The following is a 25,420-nucleotide window of genomic DNA, read 5'->3' on the forward strand; positions in this document are numbered from 1 at the left end:
TTCCCTCTTTTTATCCGCCAAGGATGGCGGAAATCTAAACTTGTACTATGACTCGCATTAGAGCTTATTTTTTAAGACTTGTTTCTGGTGAGGTTCATCATGTTCGCTATAATTTGATCATCTGAATTTTTATAAAGTAACCTTCAGTATATATTATGGAAATAGTCTCTCCTGTAGCCATTGGGGCGATCGGCGGTAGCGGTACAAGAGTTGTGGCTCGTTTGCTAATGGAACTAGGGTACTACATTGGGAGTGATTTAAATCATGCTAACGATAACCTTTTATTTACAAGTAAGTTTAAACGTTTAGAAATTTTGAATATGAGTCATCAAACCTTTTCGGTACTGCTTGATGAATTTGTATCTGAAATGAAAACGGGCTGTGATTTAGCAGGTCAGTCTAAATGGGCGTGGAAAGAGCCTAATACACATATTGTGATTGACCGTTTACTTAGACTTTTACCTAAGTTGCATTACATTCATGTTATTCGCCATGGTTTGGATATGGCTCATAGCAATAATCAGAATCAACCCCGTTTATGGGGTAGTTTTTTTTTAGGAGGTGAACCTCAAGAACATATTGAGCCAAGGTACTCTCTTAAATACTGGTGTGCTGTGCATAGAAGAATAATGAACATTGCTTCACATCCCGATTTTAGTCATCGAATTTTATTTATAGACTATGATGAATTATGTCATAACCCGCTTGTCGTTATTCGGCGCTTATGTTCATTTTTAAAACATGATGAAAAAAATATCGACACCCATGAATTAGCCGACTTAATCCAAAATCCGGGCTCTATCGGGCGCTGGAAAAAGTTCGGACTAGATATCTTCGATGCTGGGGATTTAGCCTATTTAAGTGAATACTATGGCTGCATGAGCTAATCTCTGCCTTTATATCAAGTTTTGCCAGTCTACCGTCAACCCAAGAGCTTGAATAGGCGCTTGCGTAAAGTCATTTGATAAAATGAATTTTCTTTTTATTCACCAGAATTTTCCGGCTCAATTTCGGCATTTAGCGAATGCTCTTCTTGAAGATCCTAAAAATAAAGTTTATGCGATTGGTGAAACGAATAACGTTCGCACGCGGGGAATCATTCACAAGCGAATTATCTTATTAGGTTATCAATTGGAGCTTTCCAAGCTTTTTCATCAATCGGTATTAGGCGATTTTGAAATAGCCGCTCAGCGTGGACAGCTTGTTGCAGGTATCGCTTTACGCTTGAAAAACAAAGGATTTTATCCTGATATAATTATTGCTCATCCTGGTTGGGGAGAAACTTTATTTTTAAAAGATATTTTTCCTAAATCGAAGCATATTTATTATTTTGAATTTTATTATCATGCTTATGGTCATGATGTCGGGTTTGATCCTGAGTTTCCAATATCGACAAACGAGCGTTTATTGGTTCGCTTGAAAAATACTACGCAATTGTTATCTTTAGAAAGTGCCGATGAAGGTATTGCTCCGACACATTGGCAAAAACAACAGTATCCTGTTGAGTTTCATAGTAAGATCAAGGTATTTCATGAAGGAATTAACACGCGTTTAGCGGCTCCCAATCCTGAAGCTTGTTTTAGTTATCAAAACAAGACATTGACCCGAGATAATGAAATTATCACTTATGTTGCGCGTAATTTAGAACCGTATCGAGGCTTTCATTGCTTAATGCGAGCTTTACCGGCCATTTTAGAGGCGCGCCCTCAAGCTCAAATTTTAATTGTTGGGGGAGATGCCGTGAGTTATGGTCGCCGTTTACCGAATGGTCAAAATTATCGCGAGTTGTATTTAAAAGAGTTGGGGCATCAATTGGATCTGTCGCGGATCCATTTTGTGGGAAAGGTTTCGTATCGTGATTTTTTGACTATTTTACAAGTGTCCTCTGTCCATGTGTATTTAACCTATCCTTTTGTTTTGTCATGGTCGATGCTAGAAGCGATGTCTGTTGGTTGTGCTTTAGTCGCGTCGGAAACAGCGCCTGTAAAAGAAGTGGTATTGGATGGAATAAATGGTCAATTAGTGGATTTTTTTAATATGCGGCAGTTGGCTGATACGGTTATTGCTGTTTTGCAAAATCCTGATGATTACCGAGAGATGCGCTTTAAGGCTAGGCAGACGATTATTGACCACTATGATCTTGAGCAAGTCTGTTTACCCGATTGGGTTCGTTTTGTATTGCACTCCCGAAAAGAATGAGAGGATGTTGGCCATCCTGTGGTAGGCGCCCCCCGTCTTTGCATCCACTCTATTGTGCCGAAAAATTTGATTTTTAACACCGTTGTTTGATCGCCCACACGACCTCTAGTGCTTGCCGATTTTCGTCGATATCATACACACAAAACAGCTTAACGCCTCTCAATGAGGTCGTAACGGCTGTTACGATTACCGATTCGGAGGTTTACGGAACAAGTAACGACTGGATCTAGCTCGGATTATTCGCATCGACAAGCTGAAGCCCTTCCTAATCAGGACAATTTTTGAGCAACCAAGTGAAAGCTATCGGCAACAGGCTTGTTTGATCATTACCCCCGAGTCTCGACCAATCACAGCCAACTACTTTCCAGACGCACAATATTTTTTGATTCATGCCTCAAAACACCCCACCGCTGGTTTCCATCGTCATGCCCTCTTTCAATCAGGCAAATTTCATTGCCGAGTCGGTCGAAAGCGTGTTGTCGCAAAGTTACCGCCATCTGGAATTGATCGTCGTCGCCGACGGCGGCTCCACCGACGGCACGCCGGACTGGTTGAGTCAAAAAAGCCGCCAAGATCCCCGTTTGAAGTGGTTCTCCGGCCCGGACACGGGACCAGCCGATGCCTTGAACAAAGCCTTGAAAATCGTCCGGGGAACGCTGATCGGCTGGTTGAATTCGGACGACTTATATACGCCGAATGCAATCCAACGCGCGGTCGATGCGTTAATTACCGAACCGGCGTGGCTGATGGTCTACGGCCACGGCGAACACATCGATGAACACGGCCGCTTCATCGAGGCTTATCCGACCCGCTTGCCCTCCACGCCGGCCGAAGAATTCGCCGATCGGTGTTTTATTTGTCAGCCTACCGTTTTTTTCAAACGCAGCCTGACCGTCTTACTCGGCCCGTTGGACGAGACCTTAAAAACGGCTTTCGATTTCGATTATTGGTTGCGCGCGTTTATTCAAATACCGGAAAGAATCGGTTTTATCGATACCGCGCAGGCCAAGTCGCGCCTTCATGCCCAGTGGCTCTGTCGTATGGGCGCATCAATACAACCTACACAACGGGTTCTGAGTTGAGACGTGTCGAAGCAAAGGTGGAAACCTAGAGAATTAGCACAATTCTTTCAAGTGCAGTGCAGTGCAGTGCTGAAGACAAGTGTTGATGGAATCTAAATTGCTTAGGAACGAGCACGAAATAACTTGAGCAACTTATAAATTTACCGCTTCAGGTATGGCGACATAATTCCATTGCCTCAGATGCTTATCAAATACAATTCGCATGGATTCTTTAAAGCCCTCCACAACTTTTCTGCCCGTTTCATAAACCTTGTTAAAAATACAGGCAAAGACTTTTAATCCCGCTTTTGTTGTTGTCTTTTCAATTAACTCTTTCATAAAGACATGGCTGATTAAAATCATGCCGGATAATTCACGAGTAATATGAGGAAATACCCGGTGTTCAATGGGATTCCATTTAGAGGTGTACGGAGGATAATGCGCTATCCGTATTTCAATGCCTATTTCTGCCACTAATGCCTGCAAATCCTGTTTGAAAATATAGTGTCTGGATGAGTTACTGCCACCGCCATCCATCAGCAATAAAATGGATGTTGCCAGCGGATAGTAGAGGTTGCCATAGGTGTACCACCAGTGACGAATCGAATCACAGGAAAACTCGCTGGTGTCACGGCTTGTCCCAATGTTGACGTAGGCTTCGTTGCGCTCAGTATCATAAAGCGTATGAGGTACGGCAACGCCTTCGGCTAATGACGGAAAGTCATGATCATAAACTTCAACTGTTTGAGTGGTATAGATCTTGCCATCGCGAAACAGATTACCAATCAGCTCCTTTTTCTTGGTATCCACGCTGATGACAGGATTTCCCGCCGCCGTATATAAAGCTCTCAATTGACTGATATTCTCAAATTGCGCATTACGATTTACATGCCCGCCAGCCGCTTTCTTTTTCAAGGCCTTACGCTTCACATAATCATTCTTTTTTAATAATTTTCTGACAATATTGCGACTGACTTTGAAACCCTTTTCAGCCAATAGACAGGCCATTTTGGCACACGTCAAATTAGTCCATTTTTTCGTTTCATCCATCGGGTCGCCTGCCGTATGCTCTTTTAAAATAGACAGAAACGCGTCATTAATATCCGTGTGTTTTTTAATAGTTTGTTTTCGACCTCCGCCCGCTTTTCTATCTCGTTTTTTGGGGATAATTGCCTTCTCTTTCAGTTCATTTATCCCTCGTCGGATGGTATTGCGAGAACAGGAAAACAGCTGAGCAATATAGCTGATGCCGCCATAAGGAAATTTTAATGCTTCAACCCCCGCATACAAACGCTTATCTTTTTCGGATAGACGGTCGAACACTTCTTGCATTTGTTTTTCAATTTCTATTGGGTAAGCAGGCTTCACTATAAGTTTTGGGGTAATGTTTTAGGTTCGTTAACTTTACCGCATTGCAACGACTACTTGCTCAAGTTATTTCGTGCTCATTCCTAAGCTCAAAGAATGGTTCCGAAAATACAGTGGATTACCGAAGAAAATCCTATTTGCCAAGCTAAATAGGAAACTACGGGGTTACTATAATTTCTACGGTATTCGAGGGAACAGCAAAAGCTTAAGCAGTTTTGCATATCGAGTAGGGCAACTCTTCTATAAATGGCTGAACAGGCGTAGCCAACGCAAAAGCTATAATGTAGTTGGGTTCAAAGCATTACTCAAAGACTTTGAATTAATCAAACCGAGGATATGCCATGATTTCTAAGAATACTTGTGCGGCGAATATGTGCGAAGTGAGCAGTTCAGAAGAGCCCGGTGCGGTAATTCCGCACGCCGGGATCTGTGAGGGGGCAGTTGGGTAACTGGCTGTTCTACCTTGATCACTACAAAAATCATCCAATCAGTCATTAAAAAACTGTATTTTTTTAGCCACCAAGACGTATTCTGTGCGCCATGCAACTGAGCGATCATGACCTAAACCAACTGGATGAAGACAAGCTTCTTGACTTGCCGGAAGAGGCTTTGCGTCGCCTTTCGATTCGCTTGCTCAACGATCTCAAGGAAGCACGCGAGCGCTTGAAGCAAAACTCGCGCAATAGCTCCCGGCCACCCAGTAGTGAAGCACCGTGGGATAAGGCGAACGATACAGCCAGTGATACCGATGCTATAGACGCTGGCGAAGACACGCCGGACCAGGAAACAGATAACACCTCACCCGAGCCACCTGCTAAAGAATCCAAACAAGATTCTCAAACCGACTCGTCTCAAGCTTCGGATGATGTGCGTAAACCCGGTAAGCAGCCTGGTGCGCAAGGCTTCGGCAGACAGCAAGTCCTGCCAGTGACCGACTATCAAGACCATCGTCCCGAGCTTTGCGCGTGTTGCGGTACTGTGTTCACAACAAGTCAGCAAAAAGCGTATACCGCTTTTGATACCGTTGACCTCACCTGGGCTGACGCGAACGATCCGGGCTTGAGATTAATCACGACGCGGCATAGCTATTATGAAGCGACGTGTCACTGCGGCCATGTGACGCGAGACGAACCGTATCGTCACGTGACCCACGGCAGTTTGCCGAACGTCGTGTGCAGCGAATGGCGCCTGGTCGGGCCGGGTTTGGCCGCCTTGATTGTGTGTCTGGCCTATCGCATGCGGCTATCCCGTGAGCGCATCCGCGAATTCTTGCAGGATTGGTTAGGGTTAAGTCTCAGTGTCGGCACGATCAACAACACCCTGCATGAAAGCGGCGCGGCGGCGATGCCGATCGAAGACGAACTCATTGAGGCGGTAGTCAATAGTCAATTACTGCATGTCGATGAAACGTCCTGGATGGAACTGACGACCTTCTTATGGCTCTGGGTGTTCAGCACGGATAGCGTGACCGCTTACTGGATTGCCTACCGCAGTGCCGAATTGCTCGAAAACCTCTTGGGCGAAGACTATTTGGGCTGGCTCATGAGCGATGGCTACCAAGCCTATCGCAGATACCCGAATCGTGTGCGCTGCTGGGCGCATCTGCTGCGCAAAGCCCAAGGGCTGGAAGAGAGTTTCGACCCTGTGGCCCGCCAGTTCGGTAAACAAACACTGGCGTTGCTGAATACGCTGATGAACGCGATTCGTGAGGCCCGCGTCGACCCACCCGACAAACCGTTGACGGAAACCTTTCAAGAATCACTAGCGCTCTATCGAGCGCTATGCGAAAGCCTGCGCGAAGCAACGCATAAAAAGACGCGTGAGCTAGCCGGTGAAATGCTCAATGATTGGGATGCGATCTTTCAGGTCGTTGCGTCCTATCATTTGCCGTTGACCAACAACGAAGCCGAGCGGGCCTTGCGGCATTGGGTGATTTTGAGACGCATCAGCTATGGCACGCGCACCGAGCAAGGCTCGCGGGTATTCGCCATTTTAATCAGCGTGATCGAAACCTGCCGTAAAAGACAGCAATCCCCTTGGCTTTATTTGGCTGCCGTCATTGATCATCAGCGGACCGGGCGGCCGATTCCAAAATTGCCTCCAGTGGCCTGATCAAGGTAGAACAGCCAGTTACCCAACTGCCCCCTCACAGATCCCGGCGTGCGGAATTACCGCACCGGGCTCTTCTGAACTGCTCACTTCGCACATATTCGCCGCACAAGTATTCTTAGAAATCATGGCATATCCTCGGTTTGATTAATTCAAAGTCTTTAAGTAATGCTTTGAACCCAACTACATTATAGCTTTTGCGTTGGCTACGCCTGTTCAGCCATTTATAGAAGAGTTGCCCTACTCGATATGCAAAACTGCTTAAGCTTTTGCTGTTCCCTCGAATACCGTAGAAATTATAGTAACCCCGTAGTTTTGTTAATGGCCAATTAAACTGAGCCAGAAATGGCCAACAATTTTGAGCTACTTTTTCAGACTTTATTTATACCAATAAATCTGACAGAGTCCCTGAATTTTTTCCAGGGAGCGTCATGAAGGAGTGGATTGTGATCCATCAGATTAAAGCGTTATACAACGATGGCAACGGCTTATCCGAGCGTCAGATTGCCAGTCAATTGGGTATTTCCCGTAACACCGTGAGCAAATACCTGAAGCTGTCGGCTGCGGACATTAGTGCCCTGCAGGAAGAGATAGCCCGAGGTAAGAAGCTGGACGATTACCGCGACTACATTATTCAGTTGCTGCAAACCTATCCGGGCTTGTCAGCGGTCAAAGTGCTGCGCAAACTGAAGGCCAAAGTGGACGATTTGGCCGTTTCCGACCGTTCGGTACGGCGTTATATACAGGCTCTCAAGCAAGAGATTAGCTTTAAGCAGGCGCGTTATTATGAGCCGGTATTGGACATGGTGCCGGGCGAACAATGCCAGGTCGATGGCGGCGAACTGCGCGATGTGATGATTGGCGGCGTGGCGACGACGGTATATTTCATGGTGTTTGTGCTGTCGTATTCGCGTCTGATGCATGTTTCGATCTGTGCCAAGCCTATTGATACCGAAACGCTGATTCGCCAGCACGATGCGGCATTTCGCTATTTCGGCGGCATACCGCAAGAGTGCGTGTACGATCAGACCAAGCTGGTGGTCATTAGCGAAGTGTTTCGCGAGTTGCGCTTGAACCAGCGCTTCCATCAGTACGCCACGGCAGCGGGCTTCACGATTCGGGCTTGTGAAGGTTATGATCCGGAAAGCAAAGGCAAGGTCGAGGCCGGGGTCAAATACGTCAAACAAAATGCCTTGTATGGCGAGACTTTTACCGACTGGGATGCTTTGAAGGCCCATATGACCGACTGGCTCGACGGGATAGCCAATCAACGGCGACACGGCACCACCGGCCAACAACCGGCGATACATTACGCGGCCAACGAGCAAGGCCATATGCGGGCTTACCTGACGCCGTCTTGTGTTGACGCTACCGCCAGCCAGGCCCGCATCACCCGCAAGGCGGATAAAACCGGCTTGATCGCCTGGCAATCCAATAAATACCCGGTACCGATGGCGTATCAATGCGCCCGTGTCGCCGTGCATGAAGCTAACGGCGTCATCCAGATCAGCAATCTCAGTACTCACAAAGTGATCGCCGAACATGCTGTGTGTCTAGAAAAGGGGCAAATTATTAAGAACCGGCATCATTACCGGGATATGTCGCTACGCATCGAAACGCTTGAAAAGGACTTGCATGAACTGCTGCCGTCTCCGGCGGTCGTGACTCAGCTATGTGCCCTGTTGAAAGCCAGCTCGCCGAAAATCTACAAAGACCAGCTGGCCGGTGCCAAGCAGGTGCTAACCGAGCAGATCAACCGGCAGGGTGCGATTCCCGAAGCGGTGCTGACACGGCTGATCGACACGCCTCGGTTAACGGCCAGCGGCCTGAAAGAACGGCTGGACGCATGGCGGCAGTCTGCGGGACGCTCGGGCGACAGCGACGTCCAGTCGGTGGAGCAGGACTCCCTATCGATTCAGCCATCAGAGCCGCCCACTGCAGCCATCAAGCAAGAACGCCCGCTGGCCCGTTATCGTGCCCTGAATGGCCACTCGGCTGGCCAAGGAGAGCGCCATGCCGTCCATTGATCAGGTCGCCCGGCAATACCGCGGCTTGTGCCTGACGGCAATTGCAGAGCACTTGCCGACCTTGCTTAGCCAGGCCGAGACCCATGAAAGCTCCTACCTGCAGTTTGCCGAAAGCTTGGTTGAACACGAACAGCGCCAGCGCAACGCCAAGCGCATCGAGCAAAACCGCAAACGCGCTGGCTTTCCTTTGCTCAAAAGCCTGGAAGAGTTCGATTATCGCTTTCAGACCACCATCAGTAAACGGGAAGTCAACAGTTTGCTCGACTTCGGCTTTATCGACAATCGGGACAATGTGGTCTTCATCGGACCGCCCGGGGTCGGCAAGACCCACCTGGCCATCGGCATCGGCCTGAAAGCCATCGATGCCGGTTATAAGGTCAGCTTCAACACCGCGCTAGGCTTGATGGAGGCCTTGGAACTGGCCGAACTCAAAGGCGAGTTGAAAAAGAAAATCAACCAACTGCTCAAATTCGATGTACTGATCATCGACGAACTGGGTTACCTGCCGATGAACAAACAAGGCATGCACAACCTGTTTCAACTCATCAACGCGCTGTACGAATACCGCTCGGTGATCCTGACCACCAACAAGGAATTCACCAACTGGGGCGAGTTTTTTATCGATGACAACGTTGCCGTACCCATCGTCGACCGCATCATCCATCATTCACACATTTTTATGCTAGGAGGGGAAAGTTATCGACTCAAATCAAAGCTAAATCAAGCATCGTAACCCTGGAAAAGTGGCTCAATTTAAATGGCCAAAACTGGCTCAATTCTGTTGGCCATTGACAACGGGTGTGGGGAACGCTTCGGCTAATTGTTTTTGACGTGCAGCAATAGCGGTTCATCCCCACGGGTGTGGGGAACGCAATTCCTGATTTTACTGAAACGCATAAAGAAACGGTTCATCCCCACGGGTGTGGGGAACGCACGTCAGCACCGATTACATAGCGTTCACCCGGCGGTTCATCCCCACGGGTGTGGGGAACGCGCTCCACTCGATCCCCTCAACCGTGATGATGTCGGTTCATCCCCACGGGTGTGGGGAACGCCTCGCGCGGTTTAAGTTCGCCGCGCTTTTTTTCGGTTCATCCCCACGGGTGTGGGGAACGCAGTAAGGATAGTAATGTTACATTTATTGTTATCGGTTCATCCCCACGGGTGTGGGGAACGCGGTCCCGATCATCACTTGAACGCCGGGATAGACGGTTCATCCCCACGGGTGTGGGGAACGCTGCATTTCCCCGAAAAGATCGAATCGTTTCGTCGGTTCATCCCCACGGGTGTGGGGAACGCGATCTGGTGAACCGTCGGTAATGATTCGTAAACGGTTCATCCCCACGGGTGTGGGGAACGCTAAAGCAGAAATACAAAGAATACGGGGTCACGCGGTTCATCCCCACGGGTGTGGGGAACGCCACGCCCAAATTTTTAAACGCCTGCTCGATCACGGTTCATCCCCACGGGTGTGGGGAACGCTTGAGAAGCCCCATTGCCTGAGTGGTCGAAAACGGTTCATCCCCACGGGTGTGGGGAACGCGCATGTCGTTTAAAGCGGGGCAAGAATCGTATTACGGTTCATCCCCACGGGTGTGGGGAACGCAATGAACATTCAAATAGATTTGTCCTGGATCGCGGTTCATCCCCACGGGTGTGGGGAACGCTTGCTCGATGAAATCATGAGCAGCAAATTTAACGGTTCATCCCCACGGGTGTGGGGAACGCAAAACCAACCCCAAAAACAAAAAAACTGGCGGCGGTTCATCCCCACGGGTGTGGGGAACGCGCCAACCTGCCCGGCCACCGCGTCCAGAATGACGGTTCATCCCCACGGGTGTGGGGAACGCCTCCTCGGTCGCCGGGTATTTTTTATTCAGGTCGGTTCATCCCCACGGGTGTGGGGAACGCTTTTTTGCCGGTCGTGATGGCACCGATAGCCACGGTTCATCCCCACGGGTGTGGGGAACGCCCGGATAGGCTCCGGCGGGCTGTTTGCGCTGACGGTTCATCCCCACGGGTGTGGGGAACGCGTCGGGTAAGCTGTAGTCGGCAGGGCCGAGAGCGGTTCATCCCCACGGGTGTGGGGAACGCAACAGAGGATGAGGCGATAGCACAAAAGCTAGAGGTTCATCCCCACGGGTGTGGGGAACGCGTTGAGGATCAGCGCGATCGCATCGAGAATTCCGGTTCATCCCCACGGGTGTGGGGAACGCTTTAACAATCTATTGTTGGTGTCAATTGAAGACGGTTCATCCCCACGGGTGTGGGGAACGCTTGAAAATCTACTGCTAAATGTACAGCCACACCGGTTCATCCCCACGGGTGTGGGGAACGCCTCCAATGCCGCCCAATACATCGCAATCAGGTCGGTTCATCCCCACGGGTGTGGGGAACGCGGAGTAGGAATCCCAGAGACTTTGAAAATAGTCGGTTCATCCCCACGGGTGTGGGGAACGCGCGGCATGGCGCCGTGGCGTGAGTTACGCCGAACGGTTCATCCCCACGGGTGTGGGGAACGCCGGGCTTTGGGCGGGGTGTTGTCGAGATAGCTGGGTTCATCCCCACGGGTGTGGGGAACGCAAGCACCGCTTTAAAATAAAATCAAACTAACGCGGTTCATCCCCACGGGTGTGGGGAACGCCTGATAATCGGCGTTTATCCGATTTAATTAATCGGTTCATCCCCACGGGTGTGGGGAACGCCTCTACTGACTTCCGCTTCCTCTCCAGGAATGCGGTTCATCCCCACGGGTGTGGGGAACGCGATTAAGCCGATTTCACCTAGATCAACCTCGCCGGTTCATCCCCACGGGTGTGGGGAACGCGACAAACCGGTTTTAATCCCCATCGTGTCAGTGCGGTTCATCCCCACGGGTGTGGGGAACGCTTGGCATCATCTCGAAGGCGATCACGATGAGACGGTTCATCCCCACGGGTGTGGGGAACGCAGCATTGTGCATCTGCAATTTTTCCACCTTGGCGGTTCATCCCCACGGGTGTGGGGAACGCTTCAGGACGATTAGCCCGTATCCAGACAATCACGGTTCATCCCCACGGGTGTGGGGAACGCGATTCAACGATTGAATAAATTGATCGGCAACCAGGTTCATCCCCACGGGTGTGGGGAACGCTACAAAGCAATCATCTTCTATGCAATAGTAGTCGGTTCATCCCCACGGGTGTGGGGAACGCTCTTCCGGTTTTACCCCTATTAACTCAGCAAGCGGTTCATCCCCACGGGTGTGGGGAACGCTGGTGTTAATACGCGCTTTTCTATCTCGACGACGGTTCATCCCCACGGGTGTGGGGAACGCTTCTGAGATTGTAGTTGTACCATCCGGATTAACGGTTCATCCCCACGGGTGTGGGGAACGCTGAATACCAGATTACGAAACTCGCGAACATTTCGGTTCATCCCCACGGGTGTGGGGAACGCGGTCGAGGGTGGGATAGGTGGGTTTAAATTTCCGGTTCATCCCCACGGGTGTGGGGAACGCCTTTGTACTCCGTAGGTGTTCCGACCCTATGACGGTTCATCCCCACGGGTGTGGGGAACGCACTTATCTTAACCGATTGTTAGATAAACAGAAAATCAACCTGCAAATTTCTACCGATTATTTTCGGTATTTCCGGATTGTTAAAGAGCGGTTCATCCCCACCGGTGCGGGGAACGCTAAAGAGCTTTGGCTTCATCGTCTTCAAGAGGATAAAAAGACACGAGTTTCAGACCGTCTAGCTCGACCGGCAGACGCCGGTTTTTGCCTAACGTCATGAAATCGAAACCGGACTCGGTGTTGGTCGACCAAACCATCACGGCGTTGCCGTCTTCGATGCCGGCCTCGATTTGCTGCCAAATCATTTCGCGGACTTTGACCGATAAGTCGCCGACATAAACGCCTGCTCGGATTTCGATGAGCCAAACGGCTAAACGACCTCGCAGTCTCGGCGGTACATTTTCAACGACTATGACTAACATGATGATTCGATGAGTGGTGAGTAAATATTGTTATCGCGCTTCTAATTTCGTTTTTTGATCCCTTATCCCGGCACTTTCCGGGAGGGATTTGACACGAATGCTCCGAAATTCGAATTGCGAATGGTTTAGCGCTAACTTCGGTGCCCTACGTCGCCGATGTTTTCCGGGTTCGGTATCGCCGGCTCGATGTTTTCTTCGGCCGGCTTCGGAATTTCCAGCTCGCCGGCGGCAAGGACATCTTCGATCGTCGGGATGATTTTTTTCAGGATTTTGGTTTGCCGAAAGATATCCCGGCACATCAGGCGCACCTCGCGCTCCGGATCGGGATAATTTTTCGCGGCGATTTTGAAAGCGTGCGGAATGATATCGTCGAATTTGAACAGGTCGGCGATATCGTAAACGAACGACAGCGGCTTGCCGGTATGAATGAAGCCGATCGCAGGCGCGTAGCCGGCGGCCAATACCGCCGCTTCGCAGATGCCGTATAGGCAGGCCGTTGCCGAGCTGATGCAGCGGTTCGGCATGTCGCTTTTGTCCCATTGCGACGGATCGTATTTGCGGCCCTTCCATTCGACGCCGACCTGTTTGGCCAACAGTTGATATGTTTTTTTGACTCGGGCGCCCTCGATCCCGCGTAATTGCTCGACGCTACGGCGCTCGGGCGGTTTTTCGCCGAAACGGATTTCATACATTTTGCGGACGACTTTCAAGCGAGCGGCGTCGTCCAATGCCAGCTTGGCCTGATACAACAATCGGTCGGACCTTGCGCCGCCCGGCTGCCCGGAAGCATAAAGCCGAACGCCCGCATCGCCGACCCAGACCAGCAAGGTCCCGGCTCTAGCGGCCAATGCTGCGGCATGATGCGAAATCCGAGTGCCCGGTTCCAGCATGATACAGGCAATGCTGCCGACCGGGATATGGGTACGGATACCGGTTTCGTCGATGACGACGAAGGCGCCGTCCTTGACATCGATTTGGCCTTTCTGGATGAAGACCATAGATACGCGTTCTTTCATGGCGATGGGTTTTAAAGGTGGAAGCATAGGCTAGGATTGGTTTAGATCAGGAAGTTGCAACAATCGTTCGCTCCGCCAAACCCTAACGACATGGATTTGCGGATTGTCCAACCAATAAACAACTCGAAAAGGCGGGTGGATAAGTTCGCGAATTTTGGGCTCGGCAAATTCCGGCACGATCCTGCCAATCTCGGGATGTTTGATCAGGATTTCAAGATGGGCAATGATCCCAGAAACAAACTTATCGCCGATGTGCTCGATCCCCTGCTCCCGATAGTAGGTTTTGATGTCCATAAGATCGTTAATGGCTGAATCGGCAAACAGTAGTTTCATTTAGTCAATAGCTAACTTGGTTTTGACTTCCGCCAACTCCATGACTCGGCCATTTTTCACATCCATCAAGCCCTGGGCGACGGCTTTCATAAAGGCACGCTCTTCTTGATCTTTTTCGTAATCATCCAAATTTTGCACCACTGCGACTCCACGGCCCCGGCTGGTTAACAATATAGGCCGATGGGTGTCTTTTACTTGATTAATCACCTTAGCCGGATTTATCTTTAAATCGCTTAGCGAAATAACATCTTCGGAAAATTTAGTTTGCATCTGCTCATCCTTACTGATTTTAAGACCGGATTTTAGCACCTGTTTACTGGTGCTGTTTAATTCTACGAAGATCGACAGTAAATCGGACAAGGTCGGCTCGGATAGCCGGACTGAAGAGTTCATATCAATCCGCGGCGCTGGCGTAGCCTTGCGAATGTATTTCATTCTCGCAACAGTTGGTTGATACAAGGCAGCGTCGTGCCTCACACTACAGCGACTTTTCAGCTTGCGCCCAATCATTGTCGTGAATACGGGCAACAATGTGTTACATCAATTTCACGCGGGCTTGCGAAAACATCAGGAATCGGGCAACAGTAGGTTTTGAAAAGGTTTGTGAGTTTTCCAACGGTAGGCTTGAAAGTCTCGCATATCGGTGGAAAGAATGCGTCCGTGACCCAACTCCTCAGCCAAAATCACCAACGAGGCGTCGGCTAAATCCATCGGCAAGTCGGCGTATTTTTGCATTAACTCTGTTATCCGTTTTAAGTGTGAGGGATGCAGATCGTAAATGTCGAACAAGCCTTCATCGTATGTCGAGAGAAATGCACAAGCTTGATTTTACCCCAATCTCGATTGCAAAAAATAGCAAGTTTCCGTTATGACAGGCCATGTCGAAATCAATCCTGCATCAATCCAGCTAAGCATATCAACGGCTTTATGATGATATACATCATCCTTGTTGAGCAACGCATACCAAAAACCGGTATCAGCGATGACCCAGTTTTTCATCGATGTACTCTGCGACATATTCTTTATACCTGACCGAACCATCGCTTGGCCCATGGCCTATGCCTGCCAACTTATCGATTAGCATCCGGTTTTTTTCTTTGGCCGATAATTCCGTTTTTTCATAAAGTAAATCCAACGCAATTTTGATGATTTCCGTCGTATTCAGATTCGTTTTCCGTTTTATGGTTTTAAGTTTCTGTTCGTAATCTTCGTCAATTCGAGCGGTAATACGCATTTCAAATCTCCTGTCCGACTCATTGCCGAACGACTATAACACTAAGCCCGGCAACAGAAAACAAGCCGCAACCGATGGATATGTGCGGGCGAAGCATCAGAAATCGGGCAACAGCCGGTATGGAATTTGTCTTTAGGGTTGCCTAATGCACGCCAATAACCGGTATCAATCAATACCATGCTTTTCCTTCAAACCGTTATAAAGATAGTCTTTATAGACTTCCGACAAGTCTTCCGGCCCTTCGGCGCACCTGACAAAATTGCTTTCCAACAAAGCCTTCATCTTGGCGCCGGAGTGAGTTTTTTGCCTTAACGACTCGGCTTTTTCCGCCAGCAGTTCCTTGATAATCCGGGGTATGGTTTCGCCGGTTTGCTCCTGGATAAAAAGTAAGTCTTGTTCACTTTGCCCGTCTAATTCGGCATTGATTTTCATATTCGCCTCCTACATTCGGCATGCCGTGCTGGCTATATCATCAAACTCTAAACTTGAATGATTGGTTTGAACTACATGTTGACGTTAGCGCTAAATTTCTGCTTCGTGAATTACCACTCGACGTTGACTTTTAACACGCCTATCGATTGCGAAATCGAGCGGAGCATCCATTAAAGAGTCTGTACCATCAGAAAAAGACAAAACTTCTTTCTGATAGGTGAAAGATTTAAGTTCTTTGCCGCCGAGTAATTTGTCATTTGCCGCTTCGATCATTTCATACTTCCCGGCAAAAATCGGGGCACTGGGAATACAGGACTTGCGTCCTAGCCACATCCCCCATTCGGGATCAAGAAGTTTGTCTTCCAATTGATCCGCGATGGAGCTTTCAATTTCTGATAGCAACACAACAAAGTCAGCATCACACAGATATTGTCGATAAGTCATAACGGCGTTTTTGCTAATAGTTCCGGACGCTGTTTTCGTGTGCTCTACGGTATGAAAATCCTCAATCCGACGAACATTGATCATCCACGATTTTTCACCGGAAAAACGTTTGCGAGGCAATGCAATCGCCGTCATCAAGCAGCCGGATAAGTTGCCCAAAAATTGTTTTTCCTGCTCAGAACCTCTCGAAAATCCCATGGCGGCACAACAGATTCCTAAGACAGCGCTTTTAGTGGGAAACAACCCCGAGTTTCGATAAGTATATTCGCTGTTATAGCCCCATGCTTGCATGGGGCCGCTAAGGCGTAATGCGATGACTTTTTTACTCGACATGCTGCACCAGTTCGGCAATGAATTCATCAATGTTCGATTCCGGTATCACCGCTCTAGCGACTTGGTGTCGATCCAGCTTCCACGTTTTGTTCAAATGTTCTTCTTCCTCTTTTAGCTTAGATACAGACGCTGGCATAATACCCTTTCCCGAAGCATTCCAAACCGGTTGCTCAAAGGCATTGACCAATTGCACCGGATGGCCTTTATCTCGGACAAGGCCTAACACATAGGCCGGCCGGGTATACCCATTCATCGAATTTTTGCGACCGGAATTTGATTCCGTCATCCCTGGCACCGCTTCCAATGTTGCTTGAATGAATGCCGTTACGACATTTTTCCTTTCGTCAACGGTCATAGCAGCAAGATGTTCTTTATCGGCTAACATACCCAGATTTACCGCAGCAAAACGATAGTAAACCGAAGAATTGAACTCCAATGTGCCTGTCATCCCAGCACCTGATTCACCTTTTTTTTGCCAATCGTCCACCGCAGCAAAAAAGTCTAATTCATTATCGACCTTATGCGTAGATATGGGATGATTAAACATCGCCGCGCCCTCAATGGTTAATGAATGATCGTTGGCAACCATACGGCCAAATAGCGAAATATCAGCAGCATCTTTTAAAACACCGATGCCTACTTTTTTAACGGCTTTTGAGGCGTCGCCCAGTTCTACATATTGTTTCGCCAATGCTTTCAGTTCGGCATCACTGGTATAATGGAGCGTTTTTACTCGATGAACGCCAGACTTTTTTTCGGCATCGGCGTCTAATTTACCTATCTCGGCAGCTATAGATTTAGCGCCCTCTAATGCCTCACTTTCTGATTTACCCAATTGTTCCAAATGCTTCACTAATGGCTCGATAATCAAGCGAGTCCTTTTTCCTTCAAAATAAGGACTGATTTCATGTGCATATTCCCGAATAGCGCGCTTCCAACTCTGACTGGACACCCTGGCTCGCTGGACGCCACCAAAAAAAGCGGTCTTGGGTGATCCTAAGTCATCACGGTTCAAACAAGTCACTGGGACAGACTGTAAAATATGTAGTTCTAAATGTTTCATGGAATTTCCTTGTATTTTTAAATTTTAAATTCGCAACGGTTTAATCAACAGTAAGCCAAAACCGAATCCTTTAGCCGAACCTATGCCTTCGCGAAAAGCTCGCTTAAATTTTTCATGATCGGTAACTTCCAATATTCCTTGGAAACGCACACCGATATGCAAACCCTTTTCGCCGTTTTTGTTAAATCGGTGATCAACCGGTTTATCAAGCTTTAATGGAAAATCGTCTCTCACAATAAAGCCATGACTAGCCGATTTGCGTATTAACCACTTAGTTTGAGAAAACTCATCCAGCCAAGTTAATCTCTGCCGGTTTTTGGTAAATCCTCCTTGACCATTCGGTTTTTTGATGGCTTTTGTCGGATTCGCATATAAATCAAATTGATAAGTTGGCTGTGATAAAAACTCGTTACTGATAGTTACAACTCGCCAAGTTTGTTCCGTACACCAATTTGGCATTTGTGGCTCAAAATCGGAGACCACCAATAATTCGACATGCTGACTCTTGGCCGTGTATCGGCTTAGAAATGGTGTGGGGCCTTTTTCGCTTTCCGGCCTGTTCCTACGTAGTTTTAACTCAGGATGATGTTGAAATAGCTCCCATGCCTTTTTATGCCACGCGTAGTTATCGGTAATTTTTTCTTTCGCTATTTGTTCGTATGTCAAAGACAACTTGATCAAATTAGTCATTACTGACAACCTCCTCAGCCTCATCCGAATCTTTATCGGCGTGAACCTTCCAGAATTCTTTTCCCCAAGCTAACTTTATTTTTTCTTTTTTGAAGCTGTTGTTCCACGCTAACAAGTCTGTTGTCAGTTGAACGTAGTTGACACAAATTACTTTCTCATTTGCTTTTGCTCGAAAAATTAGCCTTCTTACTCTGGGTAAAATCTCATCGTTATTTGCCGCTAACGCGTATTGGAAATTTCTAGAAATCGTGCCGGATTCCCCAGATGCTAGTTTTTGCTTTTCGTCACTATCCAATAATTGAAAACATAAACTGCCAATGTTCCCGTAATCTACTGCTTTCGGATGATGAGCAAATAACCCTGCAACGGTTTGAATAGTCTTTATTTGATATGGTTTATCAAAATCAACAAACCGACTGAGTAATGGCCATGTCGCCTGCGCCTGACTATCTATTAATCCTTTACGCAGCGTTGCCATTTTCCCTCGATCAGTTTGTAAATTTTGCAAATACTGAATAAAACGTTCCTCAAATATTTGACTCATGCCGCCTCCTGACTTTCTGATTTAATCGGGTGCAATAAATGCCAACCCGCCACATAAGCACGTAGTTGGCGAGGGCTATCGTGATTACATAAGGTTTCGTATGTTTCTGTAGCAGCTTGGTTAATAGCTTTCAACCAAGCTTTCTTAGAATCTTCACGCGCCTGATCCGTACCCATCCCTAATAGGGAAATGTATTGCATTAGTAGATGACGCTGTTTTTCAATCAGCGTCCAATAATGTGCAAGGTATTTTTCTTTGACACGGCTTTTTATGGCACGATATTTTTCACTTTCATGTTTAGAAAGGGGTTGTTTATTAATTTTTTTAGAGACAATTTCAATCATTTGAGGCATTAACATCGAAAGATATATCTGGATCGCTTCATCTAATCTAAATGCCATAATTTCCGCTTTCTTGACACCATCATTGTATGCTGCTCTGTTTTCATCCGAATTAGTAAAGTAACTCGGTACATGAAGGACGGATTCGAATCCATCAAGAACCGAAGCTTGCTCTCTTTTTAAAGCTAGAATTTGTAAATCATAACCTTCGGATTTCGACTGGTTTTCTATAGCTGCGGGCCCTCCAAATGTTTTTCCTTTACGTTTCGCGGTTAATGCACAAAGTTCTCGCCAAGGCGTAGCAGTTTTACAACCCAATATGTCATTCGCATCTTTCTGCTTATTGACGACTAATACTGCAGTAGTTTCAACAAATTCAGGATGCACCGGATAAATAAAACCTTCTCCCATTAGCATTGTTTTTTTATCCGGAAGTAATTTCAACCATCTGCTAATGGGAACTAGTCTTCCCAAATAGGTATGTGTCGCATTTAAAACAGCATCTTTATCATCAGGGGAAACAGGAAAAAACTCCCATACCGGAACACCAATATCGTCGCCATATCGGTCCTTAATCTGTTGAATTGTCAACGTATTGGCATGTAACGTTTTAACTATCGTATGCTTTCTAACAAAACAATGAAGCATTGACTGTGAGGCACACGGCGCATCTTTGACACCTGATTTCGATGTTACTTTATTTTTCCATTTTGCTTGAGGATATAACCCCCCTAAAGAAAAATTGTTAAACGTTATAAGGGATACGACTAATGCGGAAGCTTCCATCTGTCTAGGAGATGTTTCTTTAAAAGGATTAATACACCCATGATCGAATAATGTTGAATTACTACCCGTTGCCAATGAAAAATTAAGTTTTGTTGTGTACGTTGGTTCTTTATTGAATGGTTCTAACTCAGCAATTTGTAAAAAAGGTTTTTTGGAATCAAATAAATTAAAGCTACCCTGCCAATTTTGTAAGTAATATAAACACTTACCAGGAATTATATCTAACGCATCGTCCCACTCATCTTCTTCAAGCAAGCCTAATCCAGCTTGAGCTAAACAGATCAAAAATCGCATAACACTTATCCGTTCATGCGGCCTTAATGCTAAGTCAAGCCATTCATCCGATTGTTCGAATAATTGATTCAAGCTGATATAGCACAATTGATTTTTGCTATTAGTCACCGGCAACCAGGGATCAGTCACAAGATTCATCAAGCCCTCCTTTGTTGTAAATTTGTATAACACCTTTTATTTCGCACCATGAAAGTTTTATTTCAGGCTTCAATCCATCCATATTAAGCCGACCGTCGTTATCCAGGTGCGCCAAACAATGTTTACCCTTCAGATAAAAAGACAGTTCCGACTCTTTTTTAATTTGCTCGAATGGCCAAGCATGAACTCTGACAATGTTTTGATGAATTGCCCTTGCATCCTGTATTTTGAATTCAGTAATAGGCAAGGAAATCTTATAGTCATCCAACAAAGTTATTTGATTTACACTACTTTCTAAAACAATCAAAAGCGGAATTGTTTCAATATCAATTAACCGTGTTTGTTTACCTTCTTCATCAGCTAAAGCCATTTTGGAAAATAACCGTGTATTTCCTTCGGCCAATCTTGTTTCAGCAAACTCTGTACCTTTGACTTCCGAGTACAAGGCTTGCCACGAATCAGGGTCTTGATCTGTGTTTTCGTAGGTATTTTCCAGTAATTGTCTTATCTGTGAATTCCCGGTTTTATTCGATAATTCTATAAATTCATAATCATGTAATGTCTGATAGGTCTTGAGTAACGGATATACCTGATAGACTTTTGCTTTAATACCGAAAGCTTTCTTAATGCGTTCGCTACCTTCTCGTTCCAATTCAGCGAGTGTTTTTTCTTCCTCGACAATCCATACTTGTGGCTCAGAAACAGGCCTAATTCGTGCAGATCTAACATCCATATGCCTCCATAAGCGTCCAATCCTTTGCAACAGCATATCCATTGGCGCCAATTCCGAGATAAGAATATCGGCGTCAATATCGACGCTTTGTTCGACAATTTGTGTAGAAACCAAAATACAACCGCCTTGTTGCGCACCAGTCTTACCCAACCTTTTCATCCAATACGCTTCCCTCTCTTGCCGGATAAAATGCGGGTAGCGCGAATGCAATAGCCCGGATTCAAAACCACTATCGCTTGGTAATTGCCCAAAAATTTGCTGTGCGAGATTAACCGTATTACAAACCCACAAGACTCTGGCCCCCATTTGAGCCGCCTTGACGGCATCTTCGATTAAGTGATTCGAGTTTTTAAAGATTTTACGAACCGCTGGCCTTTCGGGTGCTACTGCAAACTGCGGCTTTATAACGTCGCCATTTATCGTTTTTCCGGTAATTAAAGGATAGGTATCTACATTTACTAAATTACCGTCAATACCGATTAATTTATTTCTAACTTTTGGCAGTAACGTTGCGGACAAAATTATGATCGTACAGCCGAGTTTTAATAACTCATCGCATAAGCACTTAACCAAAGTTCCTGTGAAATAATCGTAACTGTGGACTTCGTCAATGATGATGACTTTGCCGGACAATGCAAAACGCCTGACGAAAAAATGTTTCACTGCAACAATTGACATTAACGCCTGATCGATTGTACCCACGCCAAAATTAGCCAATAATGCCCTTTTAGCGGAGGCAAACCAGTCACGGCTGACAGTTGCATCACCATCGAATTTTTTAAATATGGTTTGTACTGCCCTTGGCTGGTAATAATCCGTCTCCAGCCAAGCATTAGCATGAGCCAGTCTTGCATTTTCGGGTGTTTCAGAAATTGCGTTAATGAAATCATTTACCCGCAAATGAATCCGGTTGGATGTTAATTGCGTAGGCAATGCAAAATACAATCCCGACGCTTTTCCGGTTTTTAAAAGCTCGTAAGTGCAAGCCAATGCCGCTTCAGTTTTCCCCAAACCCATCGGCGCTTCTATGACGTAAATACCGGGTTCCTTAATGGCAAGTAACGCTTTTTCTTGTAATTCGTTTGGAATGAAGCCAAAAATATCTTTAAACTTCAGCCCCTTTCGTATGCGTGGATTGGCTAAACCTATACTTTCGACAGCAAGCTTTGCCGCTATTTTGCCGTTGCCAGTATCCAGGCCTTTATTTACCGGAAAATATGTTTCATCTGATCCAATCCAATCGGCAATAGTGGTTAATCCCATTAACCACGGAACAATCGCATCACGCTTATTTACTTCATAAGTGGGTATCTCGCTACCAAGCTCAGCTTCTAATTCGAAAATAATTTGTTGTCGTTGGAAATGCCACTCATCTATGAAAGGAGTAACATCACAATTGCCGTATTTTTCAGGAACATGCATTTTTCCGTGATGCGCGCCAGCAATCATTGCCCACGCTTGTGCTACCGATTGCTTCACTCCACGCTTTTGAAGCAACAGCTGAATTGAATCCTGACTGTGTGCCTCATGCCGCTTCTCTTGTTGCGCTTCCCAAGCATGGTCAGCAGCAAATAAAACTAAATTTTCTCGAATTAACCACAGAGGACATTTAACGAGAAACCCTGGCGACCATTTTCCAATATCATGAATGGCGGCAATGATCGCTATCGCAATTGGTGTTAAGTCGGCATCGGGAATTTTTCGGCTTTGCTTTACCAACTCCAACGCAACCCAGCCTACATGGCAACAATGCTCAAAAATCGGCAAGCCAGGCGAGCCGTCTTGGTTAGTTTTGGCCCAACCGCTTTCCTTTGGATTGAATTGAATCATAAGTAAGCCACATCCAAACAATGATAAGGCAGCAAATGATAGGCAGGGCCCGACTCGCCTTCGGGTTTGGCTTTGCCCCAGTATCTGTAATATCCGGCTGTTTCGGTCATGGCTACCTCAGTTTTCATTGGGTTCGTTTTTCGGTTGTATCAATGTGTATAAAAACTCCGGAGCCAGGTCGGCGCCATTGGGCCAGCTAACGGTACCTAATTCCGGATTTAATCTGATTTGGCTGAAATTATTCGGGTCCAATAATGGTTCAAACATTTCTCCCCAAAGCGCATTGCGTAAATCGGCAACACCGGACAATCCGTCGTTAAATACCAGTTTTATACGATAATCATCGAGATACACGACGTCGGTTATATGTAAAATCATGATTGGATTCCGATTGTTTTCATATATATTCGGCCTGCATCAAGCCATTCGAAAAAGGCGGCAATTCGTTTTCGAACTGCTTGGCAATACGCTGCTCCGACTTAGCCAATTGTCGCAAAATTTCTCCTGCCGGCCGGATGAAATCGATTCGACGCATCAAATACTATCCAACAGATTTCGGCTGGCCTCGGTACCGATGAAGCCTTCTTTCTCGACCAAAACAGCCAAGTTGTGCAGGTACTTGTCTTCGTATGCAAGCAATTCCGAGTAACGGGCAGACGACAATAAAACCGCAAAATATTTTCGGTGCTTTTGGATAATAACCGGCTCTTGCTGGGCAATATCGAGAGTCTGCTTCAATAGATGTTTGGCTTGAGTTGTATTGAAAAATTTCATAGCACTTTCATTTGGAATGAACATTTTGGTTTTAATCCAGCATCGAATTTATGGTTCATTTCGTCCTCGTCTACCGATCTAGTTGGTCATTATGCATAGCCACCGTATCAAAGCGTGATACGGTACTTATTCTTTTTGATAAATTTTCGCCATTTTTTGAATTTGCTCGATCACGGCTTCGCGTAAAAAGGCAGGTTCCAAAATTTCGACTTCGGCGCCATTGCGGAGGATGTCCATCAACAGCTCGCGGTGATCGCCGAAGGGTATGCTCAATTCGTAACTGCCGTCTTCGTGCCAGCGGCCGGTTTGTTTCGGATGCCATTGTTCGTCGGCGACCCAGCGGGCGCGTTCGGGCGTGAATTTCAGTTTTGCGGTGTGTTCGGCTTTGCCGGAGAAGATGCCGTAGGAGGAACTGAAATAATCTTCGAGTTGCTGTCGATCGACGTTTTGGGAGGGTATTTCTTGGCGGGCGGCGGTTTTAATGCGTTCCAGTGCGAAGGTGCGCAGTTCTCTTCTAAAGTGACACCACGCGTCAAGGTACCAGTTGTCCCGGTAGTAAACTAGATTTTGCGGGGATACGCTGCGTGTGGTTATTTGTCCGTCGCTACGCGCGTCGTAGACCAAATCGAGGCGTTTATTATCGAATAGCGAGCCGGCGATTTTGGCGAACCATGGATTTCGAACTTTTTGTCGCGAGGCGATCGGGACGATTTTAATGCATTCCAGTTTGCGTTCGGCGCTGCTTCGATCTAACGCGAGAAGTTTTTCGATCCGGTTTTGCAGTTGGGCGATTTGCTCGCCGAACAGGCCCGGCGATATTTTGCGCAGCATGGTATGGCAGGTCAGCAAGCCCCATAATTCCTCGGCATTGAACCATAAGCCGGGCAGTTCGTAAGGGTGTTCGCCGGCTTCGGTGTCGTAATAATAACCGTTGCGTTTACGGTCGTAGGCGATCGGCGCGTCGAAGTGGTCGCGCATGAGTGTTAGCAACCGCTTTACGGTCGCTTCGCTGCATTCGAGTTTTTCCTGTAATTGGGCATTGGAAACCGGCGTTCGGCGACCGGATAGGATGGTGTGTAATTGGTAGATTCGTTCAAAGCGGTCCATCGCCGCATCTCCTGGTTTAGTGTCAGGTTTTTTAAGGATAGCGTATTTTCGGAAAACTCATGCTCACTTCCATTGAGCTAAAGGTCAGGATTTACATTTGATATCAACAAAGCGGGGCTTGCAGTCAAGCATTTACACATGAAGGGAGCAGGTTTAATTAATAATTTAACCTGCTCCCTTTGGGACCGTTATCGGCCACCAGCGTTATGGAAAATATATCGAATCAAGGTTCTGCACTCTTTTCTGACAATCTTTTCGAAAATCGACATTGTATCGGCTTTCGGTTCTGTTGATTGTTTCAAGTGCGACTGATCTTCAGATCCGGCTTTCAAAACTGCACGTTGATGAAATATTTTATGCAACTTGTTCGCATGAATCATAATGACCTCCTAGAGGATGAAAGAACATTATTTTGCAAAAAATGGCAAGGCTAAACTTCCATATTTTTCATTGCCATTCGGGTTAATCCGGACATAATTTCCGCATTTCATATTTCGGCATTCCGCTACTTATTTCAGCCCGCCTAATCTTGATTTACGAAAAATTACTCCATAAAAATACCCTGCATGATTTTCCAAAGACTTCA

At 46.8% G+C, this 25,420-nt stretch carries 28 protein-coding genes and 1 CRISPR repeat array; of the genes, 7 read left to right on the forward strand and 21 right to left on the reverse strand.

Translation table 11 applies throughout. The features are described from left to right. Positions 1–155 precede the first annotated feature (155 nt). The 3 genes from EQU24_RS20215 (at position 156) to EQU24_RS20225 (ending at position 3,281) form a co-directional block, all read left to right on the forward strand. On the forward strand, positions 156–887 hold the full coding sequence (locus tag EQU24_RS20215; protein ID WP_017841824.1) for a sulfotransferase: 732 nt from the start codon (positions 156–158) through the stop codon (positions 885–887). Between the two features lie 82 nt (positions 888–969). Continuing rightward, positions 970–2,199 (forward strand): glycosyltransferase family 4 protein, encoded by a 1,230-nt coding sequence (locus tag EQU24_RS20220; RefSeq protein WP_017841823.1) that lies wholly within the window; start codon positions 970–972, stop codon positions 2,197–2,199. Positions 2,200–2,588: 389 nt separating this feature from the next. Continuing rightward, positions 2,589–3,281, forward strand: a complete 693-nt coding sequence (locus tag EQU24_RS20225; protein ID WP_017841822.1) for a glycosyltransferase family 2 protein — start codon at positions 2,589–2,591, stop codon at positions 3,279–3,281. A gap of 132 nt (positions 3,282–3,413) precedes the next feature. Here the strand turns inward: EQU24_RS20225 and EQU24_RS20230 are convergent, their stop codons facing one another. Further along, positions 3,414–4,592, reverse strand: coding sequence for an ISAzo13 family transposase (locus EQU24_RS20230; protein WP_138767139.1), 1,179 nt, complete (start codon positions 4,590–4,592; stop codon positions 3,414–3,416). A 109-nt stretch (positions 4,593–4,701) separates the two neighbouring features. Here EQU24_RS20230 and EQU24_RS23505 point away from each other — a divergent pair, with 109 nt between their 5' ends. The 4 genes from EQU24_RS23505 (at position 4,702) to istB (ending at position 9,497) form a co-directional block, all read left to right on the forward strand. Further along, on the forward strand, positions 4,702–4,980 hold the full coding sequence (locus EQU24_RS23505; RefSeq protein ID WP_201764871.1) for a group II intron maturase-specific domain-containing protein: 279 nt from the start codon (positions 4,702–4,704) through the stop codon (positions 4,978–4,980). Positions 4,981–5,168: 188 nt separating this feature from the next. Further along, positions 5,169–6,740, forward strand: coding sequence for an IS66 family transposase (tnpC, locus tag EQU24_RS20240; protein WP_017841820.1), 1,572 nt, complete (start codon positions 5,169–5,171; stop codon positions 6,738–6,740). Between the two features lie 443 nt (positions 6,741–7,183). Beyond that, positions 7,184–8,764 carry an IS21 family transposase gene (istA, locus tag EQU24_RS20245; protein ID WP_412768469.1) on the forward strand — a complete coding sequence of 527 codons (1,581 nt, stop codon included), beginning with the start codon at positions 7,184–7,186 and terminating at the stop codon, positions 8,762–8,764. Further along, entirely contained in the window at positions 8,751–9,497 is a 747-nt protein-coding gene (istB, locus tag EQU24_RS20250; protein WP_017841818.1) for an IS21-like element helper ATPase IstB, read from the forward strand. Before istA ends, istB begins: the two co-directional genes overlap by 14 nt. Positions 9,498–9,607: 110 nt before the next feature. Beyond that, positions 9,608–12,324: a CRISPR direct-repeat array (repeat unit 29 nt; unit sequence CGGTTCATCCCCACGGGTGTGGGGAACGC). A gap of 115 nt (positions 12,325–12,439) precedes the next feature. Here the strand turns inward: istB and cas2e are convergent. The 20 genes from cas2e to EQU24_RS22800 form a co-directional block, all read right to left on the reverse strand. Next, entirely contained in the window at positions 12,440–12,742 is a 303-nt protein-coding gene (cas2e, locus tag EQU24_RS20255; protein ID WP_017841817.1) for a type I-E CRISPR-associated endoribonuclease Cas2e, read from the reverse strand. A gap of 131 nt (positions 12,743–12,873) precedes the next feature. Continuing rightward, a complete protein-coding gene (cas1e, locus tag EQU24_RS20260; protein WP_026130292.1) occupies positions 12,874–13,785 on the reverse strand; it encodes a type I-E CRISPR-associated endonuclease Cas1e in 912 nt (303 codons plus the stop codon). A gap of 3 nt (positions 13,786–13,788) precedes the next feature. After that, positions 13,789–14,091 (reverse strand): type II toxin-antitoxin system RelE/ParE family toxin, encoded by a 303-nt coding sequence (locus EQU24_RS20265; RefSeq protein WP_017841815.1) that lies wholly within the window; start codon positions 14,089–14,091, stop codon positions 13,789–13,791. After that, the gene (locus EQU24_RS22795) at positions 14,092–14,526 is read right to left on the reverse strand and encodes a type II toxin-antitoxin system Phd/YefM family antitoxin (protein ID WP_017841814.1); all 435 of its coding nucleotides are present in this window, start codon (positions 14,524–14,526) and stop codon (positions 14,092–14,094) included. 132 nt (positions 14,527–14,658) lie between these two features. Beyond that, a complete protein-coding gene (locus tag EQU24_RS23120) occupies positions 14,659–14,826 on the reverse strand; it encodes a PIN domain-containing protein (protein ID WP_017841813.1) in 168 nt (55 codons plus the stop codon). 93 nt (positions 14,827–14,919) lie between these two features. Continuing rightward, entirely contained in the window at positions 14,920–15,090 is a 171-nt protein-coding gene (locus EQU24_RS23125) for a type II toxin-antitoxin system VapC family toxin (protein ID WP_017841812.1), read from the reverse strand. Continuing rightward, a complete protein-coding gene (locus EQU24_RS20280; RefSeq protein ID WP_017841811.1) occupies positions 15,068–15,325 on the reverse strand; it encodes a ribbon-helix-helix protein, CopG family in 258 nt (85 codons plus the stop codon). The genes EQU24_RS23125 and EQU24_RS20280 overlap by 23 nt, the downstream gene beginning before the upstream one ends. A 165-nt stretch (positions 15,326–15,490) precedes the next feature. Further along, positions 15,491–15,757, reverse strand: coding sequence for a hypothetical protein (locus EQU24_RS20285; protein ID WP_017841810.1), 267 nt, complete (start codon positions 15,755–15,757; stop codon positions 15,491–15,493). 90 nt (positions 15,758–15,847) lie between these two features. Next, positions 15,848–16,534 (reverse strand): type I-E CRISPR-associated protein Cas5/CasD, encoded by a 687-nt coding sequence (gene cas5e / locus EQU24_RS20290; RefSeq protein WP_017841809.1) that lies wholly within the window; start codon positions 16,532–16,534, stop codon positions 15,848–15,850. Further along, on the reverse strand, positions 16,524–17,597 hold the full coding sequence (cas7e, locus tag EQU24_RS20295; protein WP_026130290.1) for a type I-E CRISPR-associated protein Cas7/Cse4/CasC: 1,074 nt from the start codon (positions 17,595–17,597) through the stop codon (positions 16,524–16,526). Before cas7e ends, cas5e begins: the two co-directional genes overlap by 11 nt. 24 nt (positions 17,598–17,621) lie before the next feature. Continuing rightward, entirely contained in the window at positions 17,622–18,287 is a 666-nt protein-coding gene (gene cas6e / locus EQU24_RS20300; protein WP_017841807.1) for a type I-E CRISPR-associated protein Cas6/Cse3/CasE, read from the reverse strand. Next, entirely contained in the window at positions 18,280–18,831 is a 552-nt protein-coding gene (gene casB / locus EQU24_RS20305) for a type I-E CRISPR-associated protein Cse2/CasB (RefSeq protein ID WP_017841806.1), read from the reverse strand. The genes cas6e and casB overlap by 8 nt, the downstream gene beginning before the upstream one ends. Then, positions 18,828–20,390 carry a type I-E CRISPR-associated protein Cse1/CasA gene (gene casA, locus EQU24_RS20310; protein ID WP_017841805.1) on the reverse strand — a complete coding sequence of 521 codons (1,563 nt, stop codon included), beginning with the start codon at positions 20,388–20,390 and terminating at the stop codon, positions 18,828–18,830. The genes casB and casA overlap by 4 nt, the downstream gene beginning before the upstream one ends. Beyond that, positions 20,374–22,953, reverse strand: coding sequence for a CRISPR-associated helicase/endonuclease Cas3 (locus EQU24_RS20315; protein ID WP_017841804.1), 2,580 nt, complete (start codon positions 22,951–22,953; stop codon positions 20,374–20,376). The genes casA and EQU24_RS20315 overlap by 17 nt, the downstream gene beginning before the upstream one ends. Next, entirely contained in the window at positions 22,950–23,063 is a 114-nt protein-coding gene (locus tag EQU24_RS23360; protein WP_175421713.1) for an HD domain-containing protein, read from the reverse strand. Before EQU24_RS23360 ends, EQU24_RS20315 begins: the two co-directional genes overlap by 4 nt. Positions 23,064–23,070: 7 nt before the next feature. Beyond that, on the reverse strand, positions 23,071–23,331 hold the full coding sequence (locus EQU24_RS20320) for a DUF2442 domain-containing protein (RefSeq protein ID WP_017841802.1): 261 nt from the start codon (positions 23,329–23,331) through the stop codon (positions 23,071–23,073). 19 nt (positions 23,332–23,350) lie between these two features. Further along, the gene (locus EQU24_RS22620) at positions 23,351–23,488 is read right to left on the reverse strand and encodes a hypothetical protein (RefSeq protein WP_017841801.1); all 138 of its coding nucleotides are present in this window, start codon (positions 23,486–23,488) and stop codon (positions 23,351–23,353) included. Continuing rightward, positions 23,488–23,727 carry a type II toxin-antitoxin system Phd/YefM family antitoxin gene (locus tag EQU24_RS20325; protein WP_175421714.1) on the reverse strand — a complete coding sequence of 80 codons (240 nt, stop codon included), beginning with the start codon at positions 23,725–23,727 and terminating at the stop codon, positions 23,488–23,490. Before EQU24_RS20325 ends, EQU24_RS22620 begins: the two co-directional genes overlap by 1 nt. Before the next feature lie 126 nt (positions 23,728–23,853). Next, positions 23,854–24,834 (reverse strand): helix-turn-helix transcriptional regulator, encoded by a 981-nt coding sequence (locus tag EQU24_RS20330; protein WP_017841799.1) that lies wholly within the window; start codon positions 24,832–24,834, stop codon positions 23,854–23,856. 188 nt (positions 24,835–25,022) lie between these two features. Then, positions 25,023–25,214, reverse strand: a complete 192-nt coding sequence (locus EQU24_RS22800; RefSeq protein WP_017841798.1) for a hypothetical protein — start codon at positions 25,212–25,214, stop codon at positions 25,023–25,025. Positions 25,215–25,420 lie beyond the last annotated feature (206 nt).

It is taken from the genome of Methylotuvimicrobium buryatense (assembly GCF_005931095.1).
Taxonomy (GTDB): Bacteria; Pseudomonadota; Gammaproteobacteria; order Methylococcales; family Methylomonadaceae; genus Methylotuvimicrobium; species Methylotuvimicrobium buryatense.

Excerpts from the sequence above, each read along its gene's own strand:
- EQU24_RS20215 (WP_017841824.1), top strand. The coding sequence starts at position 156 with ATGGAAATAGTCTCTCCTGTAGCCATTGGGGCGATCGGCGGTAGCGGT.
- EQU24_RS20220 (WP_017841823.1), top strand. The coding sequence starts at position 970 with ATGAATTTTCTTTTTATTCACCAGAATTTTCCGGCTCAATTTCGGCAT.
- EQU24_RS20225 (WP_017841822.1), top strand. The coding sequence starts at position 2,589 with ATGCCTCAAAACACCCCACCGCTGGTTTCCATCGTCATGCCCTCTTTC.
- EQU24_RS20230 (WP_138767139.1), bottom strand. The coding sequence starts at position 4,592 with ATGCAAGAAGTGTTCGACCGTCTATCCGAAAAAGATAAGCGTTTGTAT.
- tnpC (WP_017841820.1), top strand. The coding sequence starts at position 5,169 with ATGCAACTGAGCGATCATGACCTAAACCAACTGGATGAAGACAAGCTT.
- istB (WP_017841818.1), top strand. The coding sequence starts at position 8,751 with ATGCCGTCCATTGATCAGGTCGCCCGGCAATACCGCGGCTTGTGCCTG.
- cas2e (WP_017841817.1), bottom strand. The coding sequence starts at position 12,742 with ATGTTAGTCATAGTCGTTGAAAATGTACCGCCGAGACTGCGAGGTCGT.
- cas1e (WP_026130292.1), bottom strand. The coding sequence starts at position 13,785 with ATGCTTCCACCTTTAAAACCCATCGCCATGAAAGAACGCGTATCTATG.
- EQU24_RS20265 (WP_017841815.1), bottom strand. The coding sequence starts at position 14,091 with ATGAAACTACTGTTTGCCGATTCAGCCATTAACGATCTTATGGACATC.
- EQU24_RS22795 (WP_017841814.1), bottom strand. The coding sequence starts at position 14,526 with ATGAAATACATTCGCAAGGCTACGCCAGCGCCGCGGATTGATATGAAC.
- EQU24_RS23120 (WP_017841813.1), bottom strand. The coding sequence starts at position 14,826 with ATGCAAAAATACGCCGACTTGCCGATGGATTTAGCCGACGCCTCGTTG.
- EQU24_RS23125 (WP_017841812.1), bottom strand. The coding sequence starts at position 15,090 with ATGAAAAACTGGGTCATCGCTGATACCGGTTTTTGGTATGCGTTGCTC.
- EQU24_RS20280 (WP_017841811.1), bottom strand. The coding sequence starts at position 15,325 with ATGCGTATTACCGCTCGAATTGACGAAGATTACGAACAGAAACTTAAA.
- EQU24_RS20285 (WP_017841810.1), bottom strand. The coding sequence starts at position 15,757 with ATGAAAATCAATGCCGAATTAGACGGGCAAAGTGAACAAGACTTACTT.
- cas5e (WP_017841809.1), bottom strand. The coding sequence starts at position 16,534 with ATGTCGAGTAAAAAAGTCATCGCATTACGCCTTAGCGGCCCCATGCAA.
- cas7e (WP_026130290.1), bottom strand. The coding sequence starts at position 17,597 with ATGAAACATTTAGAACTACATATTTTACAGTCTGTCCCAGTGACTTGT.
- cas6e (WP_017841807.1), bottom strand. The coding sequence starts at position 18,287 with ATGACTAATTTGATCAAGTTGTCTTTGACATACGAACAAATAGCGAAA.
- casB (WP_017841806.1), bottom strand. The coding sequence starts at position 18,831 with ATGAGTCAAATATTTGAGGAACGTTTTATTCAGTATTTGCAAAATTTA.
- casA (WP_017841805.1), bottom strand. The coding sequence starts at position 20,390 with ATGAATCTTGTGACTGATCCCTGGTTGCCGGTGACTAATAGCAAAAAT.
- EQU24_RS20315 (WP_017841804.1), bottom strand. The coding sequence starts at position 22,953 with ATGATTCAATTCAATCCAAAGGAAAGCGGTTGGGCCAAAACTAACCAA.
- EQU24_RS23360 (WP_175421713.1), bottom strand. The coding sequence starts at position 23,063 with ATGACCGAAACAGCCGGATATTACAGATACTGGGGCAAAGCCAAACCC.
- EQU24_RS20320 (WP_017841802.1), bottom strand. The coding sequence starts at position 23,331 with ATGATTTTACATATAACCGACGTCGTGTATCTCGATGATTATCGTATA.
- EQU24_RS22620 (WP_017841801.1), bottom strand. The coding sequence starts at position 23,488 with ATGCGTCGAATCGATTTCATCCGGCCGGCAGGAGAAATTTTGCGACAA.
- EQU24_RS20325 (WP_175421714.1), bottom strand. The coding sequence starts at position 23,727 with ATGAAATTTTTCAATACAACTCAAGCCAAACATCTATTGAAGCAGACT.
- EQU24_RS20330 (WP_017841799.1), bottom strand. The coding sequence starts at position 24,834 with ATGGACCGCTTTGAACGAATCTACCAATTACACACCATCCTATCCGGT.
- EQU24_RS22800 (WP_017841798.1), bottom strand. The coding sequence starts at position 25,214 with ATGATTCATGCGAACAAGTTGCATAAAATATTTCATCAACGTGCAGTT.